Annotated in this window: 14 protein-coding genes and 1 pseudogene; 2 read left to right on the top strand and 13 right to left on the bottom strand. The window is 72.7% G+C overall.

Annotation, left to right across the window (positions count from 1 at the left end; genetic code table 11):
* Window positions 1-56 precede the first annotated feature (56 nt).
* On the top strand, window positions 57-1,514 hold the full coding sequence (gene hemG, locus ACIRC0_RS06620) for a protoporphyrinogen oxidase (RefSeq protein ID WP_403612097.1): 1,458 nt from the start codon (window positions 57-59) through the stop codon (window positions 1,512-1,514).
* Between the two features lie 4 nt (window positions 1,515-1,518).
* Window positions 1,519-2,250, top strand: a complete 732-nt coding sequence (gene hemQ / locus ACIRC0_RS06615; RefSeq protein WP_403612094.1) for a hydrogen peroxide-dependent heme synthase — start codon at window positions 1,519-1,521, stop codon at window positions 2,248-2,250.
* A gap of 154 nt (window positions 2,251-2,404) precedes the next feature.
* On the opposite strand, the gene ACIRC0_RS06610 is transcribed toward hemQ, so the two are convergent.
* From ACIRC0_RS06610 to zapE, 13 genes and pseudogenes are all read right to left on the bottom strand, one after another.
* The gene (locus ACIRC0_RS06610; protein ID WP_403612091.1) at window positions 2,405-3,166 is read right to left on the bottom strand and encodes a DUF4142 domain-containing protein; all 762 of its coding nucleotides are present in this window, start codon (window positions 3,164-3,166) and stop codon (window positions 2,405-2,407) included.
* 298 nt (window positions 3,167-3,464) lie between these two features.
* On the bottom strand, window positions 3,465-4,769 hold the full coding sequence (locus ACIRC0_RS06605) for a DUF692 domain-containing protein (protein ID WP_403612088.1): 1,305 nt from the start codon (window positions 4,767-4,769) through the stop codon (window positions 3,465-3,467).
* Between the two features lie 61 nt (window positions 4,770-4,830).
* Entirely contained in the window at window positions 4,831-5,454 is a 624-nt protein-coding gene (locus tag ACIRC0_RS06600; protein WP_403612762.1) for a TIGR03086 family metal-binding protein, read from the bottom strand.
* A gap of 42 nt (window positions 5,455-5,496) precedes the next feature.
* Window positions 5,497-5,649: pseudogene (locus tag ACIRC0_RS06595) on the bottom strand (LysR family transcriptional regulator); the annotation flags it as partial.
* A gap of 137 nt (window positions 5,650-5,786) precedes the next feature.
* Window positions 5,787-6,506 carry a peptidyl-tRNA hydrolase gene (locus ACIRC0_RS06590; RefSeq protein ID WP_403612085.1) on the bottom strand — a complete coding sequence of 240 codons (720 nt, stop codon included), beginning with the start codon at window positions 6,504-6,506 and terminating at the stop codon, window positions 5,787-5,789.
* Window positions 6,507-6,567: 61 nt separating this feature from the next.
* Window positions 6,568-6,768: a hypothetical protein gene (locus tag ACIRC0_RS06585; protein ID WP_403612082.1), complete on the bottom strand. Its 201-nt coding sequence runs from the start codon at window positions 6,766-6,768 to the stop codon at window positions 6,568-6,570.
* A gap of 31 nt (window positions 6,769-6,799) precedes the next feature.
* Entirely contained in the window at window positions 6,800-7,660 is an 861-nt protein-coding gene (locus ACIRC0_RS06580) for a polysaccharide deacetylase family protein (RefSeq protein ID WP_403612079.1), read from the bottom strand.
* A 74-nt stretch (window positions 7,661-7,734) separates the two neighbouring features.
* Complete coding sequence (locus ACIRC0_RS06575; RefSeq protein WP_403612076.1) at window positions 7,735-8,622, bottom strand: PPK2 family polyphosphate kinase; 888 nt, start codon at window positions 8,620-8,622, stop codon at window positions 7,735-7,737.
* Between the two features lie 56 nt (window positions 8,623-8,678).
* Window positions 8,679-9,722 (bottom strand): SPFH domain-containing protein, encoded by a 1,044-nt coding sequence (locus tag ACIRC0_RS06570; protein WP_403612073.1) that lies wholly within the window; start codon window positions 9,720-9,722, stop codon window positions 8,679-8,681.
* A 143-nt stretch (window positions 9,723-9,865) separates the two neighbouring features.
* Window positions 9,866-11,350 (bottom strand): SulP family inorganic anion transporter, encoded by a 1,485-nt coding sequence (locus tag ACIRC0_RS06565; protein WP_403612070.1) that lies wholly within the window; start codon window positions 11,348-11,350, stop codon window positions 9,866-9,868.
* Window positions 11,351-11,358: 8 nt separating this feature from the next.
* Window positions 11,359-11,940 (bottom strand): carbonic anhydrase, encoded by a 582-nt coding sequence (locus ACIRC0_RS06560; protein ID WP_403612067.1) that lies wholly within the window; start codon window positions 11,938-11,940, stop codon window positions 11,359-11,361.
* A gap of 146 nt (window positions 11,941-12,086) precedes the next feature.
* Window positions 12,087-12,461 (bottom strand): hypothetical protein, encoded by a 375-nt coding sequence (locus ACIRC0_RS06555; RefSeq protein ID WP_403612064.1) that lies wholly within the window; start codon window positions 12,459-12,461, stop codon window positions 12,087-12,089.
* A gap of 214 nt (window positions 12,462-12,675) precedes the next feature.
* The gene (gene zapE, locus ACIRC0_RS06550) at window positions 12,676-13,776 is read right to left on the bottom strand and encodes a cell division protein ZapE (RefSeq protein ID WP_403612061.1); all 1,101 of its coding nucleotides are present in this window, start codon (window positions 13,774-13,776) and stop codon (window positions 12,676-12,678) included.
* Window positions 13,777-13,793 lie beyond the last annotated feature (17 nt).

The raw sequence follows: 13,793 nt of genomic DNA, 5'->3' as shown, positions 1-13,793 counted from the left end.
CGGCGGGGACACCGGGCGCCCGCCGGGCTGTCAGCGGGGTCTGAGAGGCTGGGGACATGAGCGCAGTGGAGGCCCGCGGGGGCGCGGGGCATGTCGTCGTCATCGGGGGCGGGATCGCGGGCCTGGCCGCCGCCCACCGGCTGCTGGACCGGGGCGCACGGGTCACCGTCCTGGAGGCGTCCGACCGGGTCGGCGGCAAACTGCTGCCCGGAGACATCGCGGGCGTGCGGGTCGACCTCGGGGCCGAGTCGATGCTGGCCCGGCGGCCCGAGGCGGTGGCGCTCGCCCGGGAGGCGGGACTCACGGACCGCCTCCAGCCGCCCGCCACGGCGACCGCCTCGATCTGGACCCGCGGCGCCCTGCGGCCCATGCCGAAGGGGCACGTCATGGGCGTCCCCGGCACGGCCTCCGCACTGTCCGGCGTCCTGTCCGACGAGGGCCTCGCCCGGATCGAGCGGGACGCGGAGCTGCCGCGCACGGAGATCGGCGACGACGTGGCGGTGGGGGAGTACGTGGCGGCCCGACTCGGCCGCGAGGTCGTCGACCGCCTGGTGGAGCCGCTCCTCGGCGGGGTGTACGCGGGCGACGCGTACCGCATCTCCCTGCGCTCCGCGGTCCCGCAGCTCTTCGAGGCCGCGAAGGCGCACGACTCGCTGACGGAAGCGGTCCGCGAGATCCAGGCGAAGGCCGCCACGGCGCAGCAGACCGGACCGGTCTTCATGGGGATCGAGGGGGGCGTCGGCCGACTGCCGCTCGCGGTCGCCGAGTCGGTGCGCTCGCGGGGCGGGGAGATCCGGCTGAGGACCGCGGCGGACGGACTGCGCCGCACGTCCGAGGGGTGGGAGGTCGTCGTCGGGGACCGTGCGGAGAGGGCGGACGCGGTGGTGATCGCGGCGCCCGCCGCCGTGGCCGCCCGGCTGCTGGCCGCCGAGTCCCCGGGCGCGGCGGCCGAACTGCGCACCGTCGAGTACGCCTCCATGGCCCTGGTCACCCTCGCCTACCGCCGCGCCGACGTCACCCTCCCCGAGGGCAGCGGCTTCCTCGTGCCGCCGGTCGACGGACGCACGATCAAGGCGTCGACGTTCGCCTCCCAGAAGTGGGGCTGGATCGCCGGGGAGGACCCGGACGTGCTGGTGCTGAGGACGTCCGTGGGGCGGTACGGCGAGACGGAGATCCTGCGCCGGGAGGACGCCGACCTCGTGGCCGTCTCACGGCACGACCTGCGCGAGGCGACCGGCCTGGACGCCGCCCCGATCGAGACGCGGGTCACCCGCTGGACCGACGGCCTGCCCCAGTACCCGGTCGGTCACCACGCGCGCGTGGCCCGCATCCGCGCGCACGTCGCGAAGCTGCCGGCGCTCGCGGTGTGCGGCGCGGTCTACGACGGGGTCGGCATCCCGGCGTGCATCGCGAGCGCGTACGCGGCCGTTGATCAGCTGGGCGGTGACCTGCGCGGTGTCGAGGAGCTCACCGCCAACCCGGTGCAGAGCCTGCACGGCGGAGCGGGAGAATAGGTGCATGAGTGACGACGCCCCCACCACCGAGTCCGGCAGGATCCCGAACAAGGGCAAGCTGGCCAAGGACCTCAACGAGGTCATCCGCTACACGCTGTGGTCCGTCTTCAAGCTGAAGGACGTGCTGCCCGAGGACCGCGCCGGGTACGCCGACGAGGTCCAGGAGCTGTTCGACCAGCTCGCCGCCAAGGACGTGACCATCCGCGGCACGTACGACGTGTCCGGCCTGCGCGCCGACGCCGACCTCATGATCTGGTGGCACGCCGAGACGAGCGACCAGCTCCAGGACGCGTACAACCTCTTCCGTCGCACGAAGCTGGGCCGCGCGCTCACCCCGGTGTGGTCGAACATGGCGCTGCACCGCCCGGCCGAGTTCAACCGCTCGCACATCCCGGCGTTCCTCGCCGACGAGACGCCGCGCAACTACGTCAGCGTCTACCCGTTCGTGCGTTCCTACGACTGGTATCTGCTGCCGGACGAGGACCGCCGCCGCATGCTCGCGGACCACGGCAAGATGGCCCGCGGCTACCCCGACGTGCGGGCCAACACGGTCGCGTCGTTCTCCCTCGGCGACTACGAGTGGATCCTGGCCTTCGAGGCCGACGAGCTCTACCGGATCGTCGACCTCATGCGCCACCTGCGCGGCTCGGAGGCACGTATGCACGTCCGCGAGGAGGTGCCCTTCTTCACAGGCCGCCGGAAGTCGGTTGCGGAGCTGGTGGCCGGGCTCGCCTGACAGGAGGCGGCGCCGCGCCGACCGGCCGGGGGGCTGGGGGTTGTCCCCCAGATGATGCGGCACGGGCCGCCGGAAGTCGGTTGCGGAGCTGGTGGCCGGGCTCGCCTGAGACCGCTCCGACGGGGGCGCGGACGGCCGCGCCCCCGTCGGTGGGTCACGGCGGTGGGCTCGACGCGGCCGGAGGCAGTGTGTACGTCGGCGACGGGGTCACCGGGACCGGTGCGCCGGGGTCGTCCGTGGGCCCCGGCGGCGCGGGGGAGTGGGTGAGCGGGGGCGGGCTCGAGGTGGCCGCGTCCTGCGCCAGCGCGTCGAAGTCGACGTAGCCGGTGGCCTCCAGGACCTTGATGTGGTCCAGGACCGTCGCGTTCGCGTCGTCGGCGAGGGCGCGCACGAGCGAGTTCCGGGTCGTGGCGCGGACCTGGGCGACGACGGTGAAGACCTTGCCGTGGGCCCGGCGGAGCAGGTTGGCGAAGTCGCGGTCGTATTCCTCGCCCTGGGCGGCGTCCAGGGTGTCGAGCCACTGGCGCTGCTGGGCGTTCGGCTGGTTGGGCAGGGCGAGGCCGAGCCGCGCGGCGACGTCGCGGACCCGGGTGTCAAGGAAGGTGTGGCCCCGCACCAGGTGCTCGCCCGCGGTGCGGACGGCCTCGGTGGTGCCCTTCTGCTCGGCCTGCTGTCCCGCGGGCAGTTCCCACAGCCCGGCCAGCCGGACCTTGGTGACGAAGTCGCGGTCCAGCGCGGACAGCGGACCGTACTGGGTGGACACGGACTCGGCGTTCAGAGTGTCCACGCCGGTGCCGGCGCGGTCCGCGTAGGACCAGATCGGGAAGACCAGCGCGGCGAGGGTCCCCGCGAGCAAGATGATGAGGATCCCGGTGCCGCTGAGGATGCCGCGGCCTCGGACGGGTCTGGATCTCATGGTGCCTCCTGCTTGCGGCACCGCACGCTAGTGCGCTTCGGGTGCGAGTTGGCATATTACTGCGCCGTATACGCCAACTGCCGTACCGGACAAAGCGGCTGGGAATTGGGCATCGCTCACCGAATGCCGCAGTCGCAAGACCGGGCATTGCAGGAAAAATTGCGGCAAGCAACCGCTCTCCCCGAAGGGCGCGACTGTTGTGTTAACCACGGCACATTCCCCGCGGACGACCTCCGGAACGCCCGCCGGAGTGATACGCGGCGGGCGGAGGCGGGCAGCGCCCTGCGGGAAGTGCGCGTCAATTCCGCAGCAGGACCCGGCGCGTGGCGCGGAGCGCACGGGCGGCGGGATGCCGGGACGGCGGCGTGGGGCCTGAACGCTCCAGCCACCACGCGCGCAGCCGGCGCCGCGCCTCGTTGTCCTCCGGCCGCCCGGTGAGCAGTAGGTGCTCGGCGAAGTCGAGGGCGTCGCGCCGGTAGCCACCGGTCATCGGGTGCCGCTGGGCGTAGCCGAGGAAGGCGGACCGGTACCCCTCCCCGAGGACGCCGGGCAACTCGGGCGCGACCTTGGCCACGACACCGGCCCGCTTGGCGGCGAGGGCCCGCGCCTGCACCCCGAGCCGCACCCGGTCGAACCCCTCGGGCACGGGAGTGCCGGCGACGAGACAGGACAGCAGCGCGGCCTGGGCGAGCCCGAGCCGCTGCCGGGCCGCTTCGGTGCCGGCACCCGGACGCCCGCTCGCTGCCGTTGCCAGGGGCGTACGCGTCCCCGGGCCGGGCGCGGCCTTCTCGACCGTCTCCCGGATGACGGCCAACTCCCGCTCCAGATCCGCTGGTTCGGGGAAGTTCTCGTCGCGTTCCAGCAGGACGCCCGGTGGCGGGGTACGGGACGCCAGGTCCGCCAGGACGTCCAGGACCGGTGGCGGGACCGGGTGGGCATGGCTGTCGTGCCAGACGCCGTCGCGTTCGTAACCGCCCGCGACATGGACGTACGCGATCGCCTCGACGGGCAGTTCGTCGAGCGCCTTCGCCGGGTCCTCGCCCCGGTTGACGTGGTTGGTGTGGAGGTTGGCGACGTCGATCAGCAGCCGTACGCCGGTGCGCTCCACCAGTTCGTACAGGAACTGCCCCTCGGTCATCTCCTCGTCCGGCCACGCGATCAACGCCGCGATGTTCTCCACGGCGAGCGGCACGGGCAGCGCGTCCTGCGCGATCCGCACGTTCTCGCTCAGGACCTTCAGCGCGTCCCGGGTGCGCGGCACCGGCAGCAGGTGCCCGGCCTCCAGCAGCGGCGACGCCGTCCGCGGCCCGCCCGCCCGTACGAACGCGATGTGCTCGGTGACGAGCGGCGCGCCCAGGGCCTCGGCCCGCTCGGCCAGTGCGGCCAGCCGGACCTCGTCGGGCGCGTCCGCGCCGCCGAGGCCGAGGGACACACCGTGCGGGACGACGGTGACGCCGCGCTCGCGCAGCCGCAGCAGTGACTCGGGGAGGTGCCCGGGGCACACGTTCTCGGCCACGACCTCGACCCAGTCGAGGCCCGGCATGCGCTCCACCACGTCGGCGATCTCCGGCCGCCATCCGATGCCCGTTCCCAGTCGCTCCATCGTCCCCTCCCTCGCCCGGCCCGCCCGTACCCGTGGACCGCCCGCTGTCGCGGTGACGGAGTCATGGCCCCGGCTGTCGGCTCCGAACCCCTGACCGGGGACGTTCAGAGCAACATTTGAGGTTCCACCGGACTCGCCACGGCTGCCGCGCGGCCGCCCACATGCCCGGGTCCCGGCCGAGCAGGCGCAGGGTCGCGGCGAGCGGATCCGCGCCGGGCGGTACGGCGAGCGGCGGCGCGAAGGCGAAGCCCGGTCCGCGTCCCACCGGGTCCGTCGGCACGAGCAGGGCGACACCGAGGGCGGCCTCGAGCACGGCGGCGGGCAGCGCCGGTGTCACACCCAGCGCGGCGGCCACGTCCCACGCGTGCACCACGTAGTCGACCAGGTGGAAGCCGAGGGCCATCCGTCCGGGCACCACGCGTCCCAGCTCGGGCAGCGCGAACTCCCGCCCGAGGACGCCCGGTTCGGCGAAGGCGGCCAGCACGCTCATGGCGGCGCCGCGGTAGGTGGTCGACGGGTCGCGCATGTCCTCGGGCTCCCGCCAGTGCGCCCTCTCGCTCCCGGCACCCCGCGCGGCGGCCGCGACCCGCGTTCGACCCTGCCGTCGAGCCGGGTGCCGGACATGGCGACCTCCTGGGGTGCGTGCGTGGGGGTGTGCGGAAGAGGGTAGCCGGGACGCTCCCACGTACGGGAAAGCCCAGGTGCAGGAGTGACTCACCGGACCTGATCAAGCCTCGCGGCCGAGTCCGCTCACACCCTGGAGGGCCGTTGCCCGCAGTTCCCTCACCAAGGCGCGCACGACTGCGGAGCCGGCCGGTTCGGAGGTGGTGACATGGCCGACGAGGCGTGTCGGGCGGTCGGGTCCGAGATCGGTGATCTCGGACCCTGTGCGTGTCGGCCGCCGCGGGCGGGGTCGGCACGGCGACCGGGAGGTTCGCCAGGCTGCTCGGCGCGGGACGGCTCGTGGGCAGGAGCCGTGCGGTCCACGGCGCGGTGGCTCGCGGCGGCGCCCCCCGGTCAGTCGCCCCGCAGCGCCGGATGGTCCGCCACCACCGTGCAGCTGCCCGGGGCGATCTCCGTGAAGCCCGCGTCACGTACCAACGGCAGGCCCGACGTGGTCAGTTCCTGCCAGCGCGACCCGGGAGCCGTGCGGACGGCGAGGGGGAAGCCGGCGTCGCGCCAGGCCGCTCGCTCCTCCTCCGGCAGGGCCCACCAGGCCAGTTGGGCGCCGTGGCCCGCCTGGGCCATCGCCTTGCCCGCCGACATCTCCAGCTCCGGATTCAGCCACAGCACGGGCGCCGTCGGGTCGGCCTCCATCGGCGGCTCCGGGTCCTCGAGGTCCGTGCCGGAGACCTGCAGCCGGGCCAGGTCCTTCGGCCAGCCGTCCAGCGGGACCGGAGGGAAGACCCGGACCTCCGCCGACTTGCCGGTGACCGTGATACCCGGCAGCGCCTCGGCCCGCCGCCACTCCGCGCCGCGCGCCCGCCGCACCACCTTGCGGATCCGCGCGTCCTGCCAGTCCCGCATCGCCCGCGCCCACTGGCCCTCGCCCAGCGAACGCTCGTCGCTCAGGATCGCGAGCACGGCACGCGCCGCCGTCTGAAGGGCGTCCGTGCGGGCCGGGGGAGCGGCGCGCTCGATGCGCACGACGAGCGGCAGCACGAACTGCGGCGCCTCGTCGCGCGCGGTGCGCTCGGAACGGAACGGGCTGTCCTGGCGGGTCTGGTCACTGCTCACGGCGTCCAGTCTGCCAGGCGGAAGATCGGGGGATTCCGGTGGCGGGCGGGGGCCTGCCGGCTCAGCCGGAGCAGGCCGTGCGCTGGGCCTCCTGCCATTCGCAGACGGGGCACAGCGTGATCCCCCTGTACGACTCCGGGTACTCCGTCGGCCGGCGGCACAGCACGCACTCCGCGAACGGCGGGCCGCCCGCCTCGGGCGCCGGGTCCGGGTGCGGGGTGCCCGTGTCGCAGTAGGCGGTCGTGTCGCGGTCATCGCTCATGCCCCCAGCGTAGGCACACCCGGCGCCGTCCCTACCGGCGCCGGCCCGCGGCCTCGATCAGCTCGGAGACCTTGACGAACCGGTACCCCTGCTTGCGCAGCTCGGGCACCACCGCCCGCACCGCCTCCTCCGTCACCGGTGCCGCGCTGCGGGTGCAGTGCATGACCGCCACGGAGCCGGGCCGCACCCCCTCCAGCACCTGCCGCGCGACCCGGCTCGCGTCCGTGGCGAACACGTCCCCGCTCACCACGTCCCACTGGACGACCGTGACCCCGAGGGGACCGATCGCGCGCAGGGCCCGGTCGTCGTAGCAGCCGCCGGGGAAGCGGAAGTACGGCATCACATGGGGCACGCCCGCCTTGCGGATCGCCGTGAAGGCGCGCTCAACGTCCGGGCGCAGCTGCTTCTCCGGCAGGACCGGCAGGCCGTAACAGCTCCGGGTGAAGGAGTAGTGGCTGTAGGAGTGGTTGCCGACCTCGAAGAGCGGGTCCTCACCGATGTCCCGCGCCTCGTCGGGGTACTGGTCCGCCCAGCGCCCCGTCATGAAAACGGTCGCCGGAACCTCCAGGTCCCGCAGCGTGTCGATCAGATCGGGGTTGTCGAACGCCTCGCCGTTCTCCGCCCGCTCTCCCTGATCGGCGGCCATGTCCGCGTCGAAGGTGAGGGCGACGGTCTTCTCGGGCGTCGCACCCTTCTGGAAGACGGGTGCGAGTCCACCGGGCCCCGGCGCGGGCATGGGCGGCGTGCCACGGGCCGCCGAGGGGGAGCCGGGGTGGTCGGTGGCGCTCCCGGCGGGGCGCCGGGGGGAGTCGTCGGCTCCGCAGGCGGCGAGCGCGGCGCCGAGGGCACAGAGGGCGGCAAGGCAGGCGATATGTCGCACAAGAGGGGTCACCGTACGAACGTAAGGTGGCGATTGCGATGAAAAGCGGATGTATCTGGTGATCTGCGGCGTAGTGGTCCGTCGTGTCACCCGCCCGGCCGGGACCGCGGCCTGACCGCGCCCCGCGCCAGCAGTTCGCGGTACTCGTCCACGTCGAAGTCCGCCGCCGGGTACCGAGGATCGAGCTCGCGCAGGTGTTCCAGCAGGAGCCTGCTGACGGCCCAGTTGCGGTACCACTTGTGGTCGGCCGGGACCAGGTACCAGGGCGCGGCCAGGGTGGCGCAGCGGGTCAGGGCCGTCTCGTACGCCCGCTGGTAGGCCGGCCACAAGGCCCGTTCGTCGAGGTCGCCGGGGGAGAACTTCCACCGCTTGTGCGGATTGTCGAGACGTTTGAGCAGGCGGCGCCGCTGTTCCTCGTAGGAGATGTGCAGGAAGCACTTGATGATCGTCACCCCGTCGTCCGTGAGGGACGTCTCGAACCCGTTGATCCGGTCGTAGCGGCTCTCGATCTCGTCGTACGGGGCCAGCGAGCGGACCTTGGCGATCAGCACGTCCTCGTAGTGCGAGCGGTCGAAGATGCCGATCTCGCCGGGGCGCGGGAGCGCCTGCACCACACGCCAGAGGAAGTCGTGCCGCCGCTCCTCGGGCGTCGGCGCCTTGAACGCGTGGATGCGGCAGCCCGCCGGGTCGAACAGGCCGATGACGTGCTTGACCGTGCCGCCCTTGCCGCTGGTGTCCATGCCCTGGAGCACCAGCAGGATCCGGCGGCGGTCCCCGGCGGTCGCCGCGGCCCAGAGGCGTTCCTGCAGGTCGGCCAGGTCCTTGCCCAGACGGGCGGTGGCCGCGAGCCCGGCGGCCTTGTCGCCGGGGCCGCCGGGCGTCGCGCCGGCGTCGTGGGCGCCCAGGTCGACGGGCTCGCCGACGGGGAGGCGGAGCAGGTCACGCAGCGGGGCCTCGTCGCGCTTCTTCGCCATGGCGCACCCTCGGTGGACGGCCGCACCCATCCAGGGCCTGGACACGCATCCGGGCCCTAGAACGGAGGCGTCACCGCGTTCTCGGAGGACGACAGGGCGCGGGTCGCCTCCTCGGGGAGGTCGCGGGTCGCCTCCTTCGGAAGGTCGCGGGTCGCCCCCTCCGGAAGGCCCGGCGCGAGCTCGCTCGCCGGCGGGGAAGCGGGAGCGTCCTCGGCCTCCGGTGTCCGGGCGGGCGCGGCGTCGTCCGGCGGCGCCTGCCCGGCCGTGACCGCCGGTGGTGCCTGTGTGGCCGTAGGCGAGGGGGTGCGGGCACCGTCCGCCGCCGGCTGCGGCTCGTGCTGCTGTGCCGCCCGCTCCAGGAACCTGAGCAGCTCCACCGGGAACGGCAGTACCAGCGTCGAGTTCTTCTCGGCCGCGACCGCCACCACCGTCTGCAGCAGCCGCAGCTGGAGCGCGGCGGGCTGGTCGGACATCACTCCCGCGGCCTCCGCCAGCTTCTTGGAGGCCTGGAGCTCGGCGTCCGCGTTGATGATGCGCGCCCGGCGTTCGCGGTCGGCCTCGGCCTGCCGGGCCATCGACCGCTTCATCGCGTCCGGCAGCGACACGTCCTTGATCTCGACCCGGTCGATCTGGACGCCCCACCCCACGGCCGGACTGTCGATCATCAGCTCCAGGCCCTGGTTGAGCTTCTCGCGGTTGGACAGCAGGTCGTCCAGATCGCTCTTGCCGATGATCGAGCGGAGCGAGGTCTGCGCCATCTGCGACACCGCGAAACGGTAGTCCTCGACCTGGATCAGCGCGTTCGCCGGGTCGACCACCTTGAAGTAGACGACGGCGTCCACGCGCACGGTCACGTTGTCCCGGGTGATGCCCTCCTGTGCGGGGATCGGCAGCGTCACGATCTGCATGTTGACCTTCTGCAGCCGGTCCATCACCGGAACGATCAGGGTGAAGCCCGGCGGCCGGGGGGCGCCCAGGAGCCGCCCGAAGCGGAAGACCACCCCGCGCTCGTACTGCTTGACGATCCGTGCCGCCGAGGCGAGGCCCACGAGTCCCGCGACGCCGGCCCCCACAAGGGCACCCACCAGCTCCTGGAGCATGACGACCCCCTCGTCGAGAGGCCCGGTATGTGTGCACTTGCCACGATAGTTCCGCCGAAGCCCGCCAGGCGAGGCACAACCGAGGGCCCGCCGATGCACCACCGGCGGGCCCCAGGGGTCGGGGGCCGAGCGGCCCCGGGTCGTCAGGTGCCGGACGCCACCTGCAGCGGCTCCGTGCCGGACGTCAGCCGCACCGGCTCGGTCCCGGCCATGCTGTGCCGCTCCGCCCAGTTGTCCAGGGCCGTACGGCAGGCGTGGTCCAGGTGGTGCAACCCGGAGAGGTCCAGCTCCACGGGCCGGTCCTGCGGGAGGGCCTCCAGACTGTCGAGGATCTTCGGCAGCCGCAGGAACGTCGCGTTGCCCGAAAGGTACGCCTGAATGGGGCCGGCGCCCTTGTCGATGACCTCCAGCTTGACCTTCGACGCCTCCCAGGCGGTCTTGACGACCGACAGGGCCAGACCGATCAGCACGCCCTCGAACATGTTCACCGCGACGATGGAGACGGCCGTGACCACGAGGATCAGCGCCTCGCCCCGGTGCGACCGCCACAGCGACGCGACCTGCCGGAACGGGATCAGCTTCCAGCCGGCGTGGACCAGAATGCCGGCGAGGGCGGGAATGGGGATCAGTGCCAGGGCCCACGGCATCGCGGCGGCGAACAGCAGTAGCCACACGCCGTGCAGGACGCGGGAGGCCTTCGTCTTCGCGCCCGCGTTGACATTGGCGGAGCTGCGCACGATCACCGCGGTCATCGGCAGGGCGCCGAGCAGACCGCACACCGTGTTGCCCGCACCCTGGGCGATCATCTCCTTGTTGTACTCGGTGCGCGGACCGTCGTGCAGCCGGTCCACTGCCGCCGCGCTGAACAGACTCTCCGCCGAGGCGATCAGCGTGAACGCGAGGATCGTGCCCCAGATGGCCGGGGAGGCCAGCTCACCCAGGGCCTCGGCCCCGGGCGGCTGGATGACGCCGAGCAGCCCCTCCACCTTCACCGTGGCGACCGGCAGGCTGAAGGCGAGCGTGGCAACCGTGGCCAGCACGACCGCCGCGAGGGCACCGGGCACGGCCTGCGCGGCCTTGGGCATCCTCTTCCACAGCAGGATGACGGCGATGGTGCCCGCGCCGATCGCGAGCGAGGTCAGGGCCTGCGTGCTGCTCAGGGCGTCGACGAAAGCCCCCGGCAGGCCCGCGATCTTGCCGACGCCGGTCTTGGGGGCCTTCAGGCCCGCCGCCGCGTATATCTGGCCGGCGATGATCACGAGCCCGATGCCGCAGAGCATGCCCTCGACGACGGAGACGGATATCGCCCGGAACCAGCGGCCCACCTTGAGAAAGCCCATGGCGAGCTGGAGCAGTCCGGTCACCAGCACGATCACGCCGAGCGCCGGCACACCGAACTCGCTGACGGCCTCGAAGACCAGCACGGTCAGGCCGGCGGCCGGCCCTGACACCTGCAGGCTGCTGCCGGGCATGAACCCCGTGACGAGCCCGCCCACGATGCCGGTGACAAGTCCGAGCTCTGCCGGGACGCCGGAGGCGACCGCCACACCGACGCACAGCGGCACGGCGACCAGGAAGACGACTATGGAGGCGGCGAAGTCCTGCCTCAGGTAAGGAAACTTGGTCATCGGGCCGCTCACAGAGCCTCGAACGTGTCGGTCTCGGTGCGGTGTTCGTGCACCGATCCGGTGTGGACCTCGTAGTACCAGCCGTGCAGGCGCAGCTGACCCGACTTCAGGCGCTGCTCGATGCATGGGTAGGAGCGCAGGCGCAGCAGCTGCGCGAGCACGTGGTTCTGCACGGCTTCCGCGACCGTCGGATCGTCCGCGGCGGACGACCGAGGCTCGGGCGCGGCGTGCGCGAGCCAGTCGCGCACGGCCGGTACGGCGGTCAGGTCGTCACCGCGCACCAGCGCGCCGACGGCTCCGCAGTGGGAGTGGCCGCAGACCACGACGTCCTGGACGCCGAGGACCTCCACGGCGTACTCGATGGTGGCCGCCTCGCTGGTGGGGTGCTCGGAGGCGTACGGAGGCACGATGTTGCCCGCGGTGCGCAGTTCGAACAGTTCACCGGGCCGGGCTCCGGTGATCAGCGCGGGCACGACCCGGGAGTCGGAGCAGGTGATGAACAACACCTGCGGGGACTGGCCCTCGGCCAGCCGCGCGAACTGCTCCGGGCGCTGACCGTGCGCACGGGCGTTGTCGATGAGGGGCTGCATTGTCAGTTCCTCCTGGCGCGCCCTGGATGGCGCGTCGGTGTACGAAACATGGCAGATGCGGGTACGGCGACACGACCCACGTCGACGCGCTCGGCCAACGTGGCGTGGTGAGGGGAGGTCGTGTCAGCCCGTACCGGGTGAAGGGCTCAGCAGCGGAACACCTGGAGTGCCGCGGCGGTGTGAGCGGTCGAGGATCTGGATATGCGCAGCGCGGCGGGAGAGGCGGCCGGTGGCCGCACGGCCGTGACGTCGCGTGCCAGCGCCACGAGAGCGGGGGCCTCCGGAGCGGAGTCCGCCGCCGCGCGGTGCCGGTCACGGGTGCGCAGCGGACCGGTGGGACCGGCCGGGTGTCCGTGGTCGCCGCAGGTGACGACCTCGTCCGTCTCGTCGGCGCGCTTGACGGTGACCGCCTCCGGGGCTTCGACGGCCCTCACATGGGCCTGGTGCGCGGAGGCGGCGAAGGACGCGGTGGGTGCGAAGAGCTGCAGGGCGAGCAGGACGGCGGAGAGGATCGTGAGCACGAACCGGACCGTCGCACCGCGTACCATGCGCCTCCCTCCCCTTGCCAGCGTCCGCCGAAGGTGTCTGGCCAACACGTTAACCCGGCAACCGCCTTTGCAGGGTTAACTTTACGTTTCAGGTAAAGGAAAGCCCAAAAATCGAGGTGGGGGTGGCCTGAAGTCGTCGCTGACGCACGCCAGTTTGAGTCTGCTACGCGTGAACGGGCCTGTGGTGCTACTGGTCCTGAACGAGGCTCGCGGCATCGCGTGCGAGCGCGGTGAGGCGGGAGATGGCACGGAAGTACTTCTTGCGGTAGCCGCCCTTCAGCATCTCCTCGCTGAACAGCCGGTCGAACGGCAGCCCGGAGGCGAGCACCGGCACCTCGCGGTCGTAGAGCCGGTCCGCGAGCACGACGAGCCGCAGCGCCGTCGACTGGTCGGGCACCGGACGGACGTCCGTCAGGCACACCGCCTTCAGCCCGTCGGTCAGCGCGCCGTACCGGCTGGGGTGCACGCGCGCGAGGTGGTCGAGCAGCTCCGGGAAGGCGTCGAGCGAGGCGCCCGCGGTGGCGTACGCCGCCTTCGTCACCTGCGCGTCGGTGTACGGCGCCGGCGCCTCGGGCAGCCCGCGGTGGCGGTAGTCCTCGCCGTCGATGCGCAACGTGCGGAAGTGGGCGGACAGGCCCTGGATCTCACGCAGGAAGTCGGCCGCGGCGAAGCGGCCCTCGCCGAGCTTGCCCGGCAGGGTGTTGGAGGTGGCGGCGAGCGCCACGCCCGCCTCGACGAGCTTGCCGAGCAGTGTGGAGACGAGGACGGTGTCGCCGGGGTCGTCCAGCTCGAACTCGTCGATGCACAGCAGGCGGTGGCCGGAGAGCGTCTGCACGGTCTGCTGGAAGCCGAGCGCGCCGACCAGGTTCGTCAGCTCCACGAAGGTGCCGAAGGCCTTGAGCGAGGGCTCGGCCGGGGTGGCGTGCCACAGGGAGGCGAGCAGGTGGGTCTTGCCGACGCCGTAGCCGCCGTCGAGGTAGACGCCGCGGGGGCCCGCGGGCGTCTTGGGGGCCTTGCTCCTGCCGAACCCGAGGAACCCCCGCCTGCCGGTGGGCTGCGTCCCGCCGAGCCCGGTCGCGAAGCCCTCGAGGACACGGACGGCCTCGCTCTGGCTGGGCTGGTTCGGGTCCGGGATGTACGTCGAGAAGCGGACCGAGTCGAAGCGCGGCGGCGGCACCATCTCGGCGACGAGCCGGTCGGCGGGGACGTGCGGCTCGCGTGCGCACAGGGACAGCGGGGCCGCGTCGGCTATCGGTTCGGTCCGGGAGGCGGCGGTGGAGGACGACACGCTTCCCCACTGTACGT

The sequence above is a fragment of the Streptomyces sp. NPDC093984 genome (assembly GCF_044764595.1).
Classification (GTDB): Bacteria; Actinomycetota; Actinomycetes; order Streptomycetales; family Streptomycetaceae; genus Streptomyces; species Streptomyces cynarae.
Note: the sequence above shows the minus strand (reverse complement) of the source record. Positions and strands in the feature narration are given on the sequence as shown.

Bases quoted from the DNA above. Each gene is read 5' to 3' on its own strand.
- hemG (WP_403612097.1), top strand. From the start codon at position 57: ATGAGCGCAGTGGAGGCCCGCGGGGGCGCGGGGCATGTCGTCGTCATC.
- hemQ (WP_403612094.1), top strand. From the start codon at position 1,519: ATGAGTGACGACGCCCCCACCACCGAGTCCGGCAGGATCCCGAACAAG.
- ACIRC0_RS06610 (WP_403612091.1), bottom strand. From the start codon at position 3,166: ATGAGATCCAGACCCGTCCGAGGCCGCGGCATCCTCAGCGGCACCGGG.
- ACIRC0_RS06605 (WP_403612088.1), bottom strand. From the start codon at position 4,769: ATGGAGCGACTGGGAACGGGCATCGGATGGCGGCCGGAGATCGCCGAC.
- ACIRC0_RS06585 (WP_403612082.1), bottom strand. From the start codon at position 6,768: ATGAGCGATGACCGCGACACGACCGCCTACTGCGACACGGGCACCCCG.
- ACIRC0_RS06575 (WP_403612076.1), bottom strand. From the start codon at position 8,622: ATGGCGAAGAAGCGCGACGAGGCCCCGCTGCGTGACCTGCTCCGCCTC.
- ACIRC0_RS06570 (WP_403612073.1), bottom strand. From the start codon at position 9,722: ATGCTCCAGGAGCTGGTGGGTGCCCTTGTGGGGGCCGGCGTCGCGGGA.
- ACIRC0_RS06565 (WP_403612070.1), bottom strand. From the start codon at position 11,350: ATGACCAAGTTTCCTTACCTGAGGCAGGACTTCGCCGCCTCCATAGTC.
- ACIRC0_RS06560 (WP_403612067.1), bottom strand. From the start codon at position 11,940: ATGCAGCCCCTCATCGACAACGCCCGTGCGCACGGTCAGCGCCCGGAG.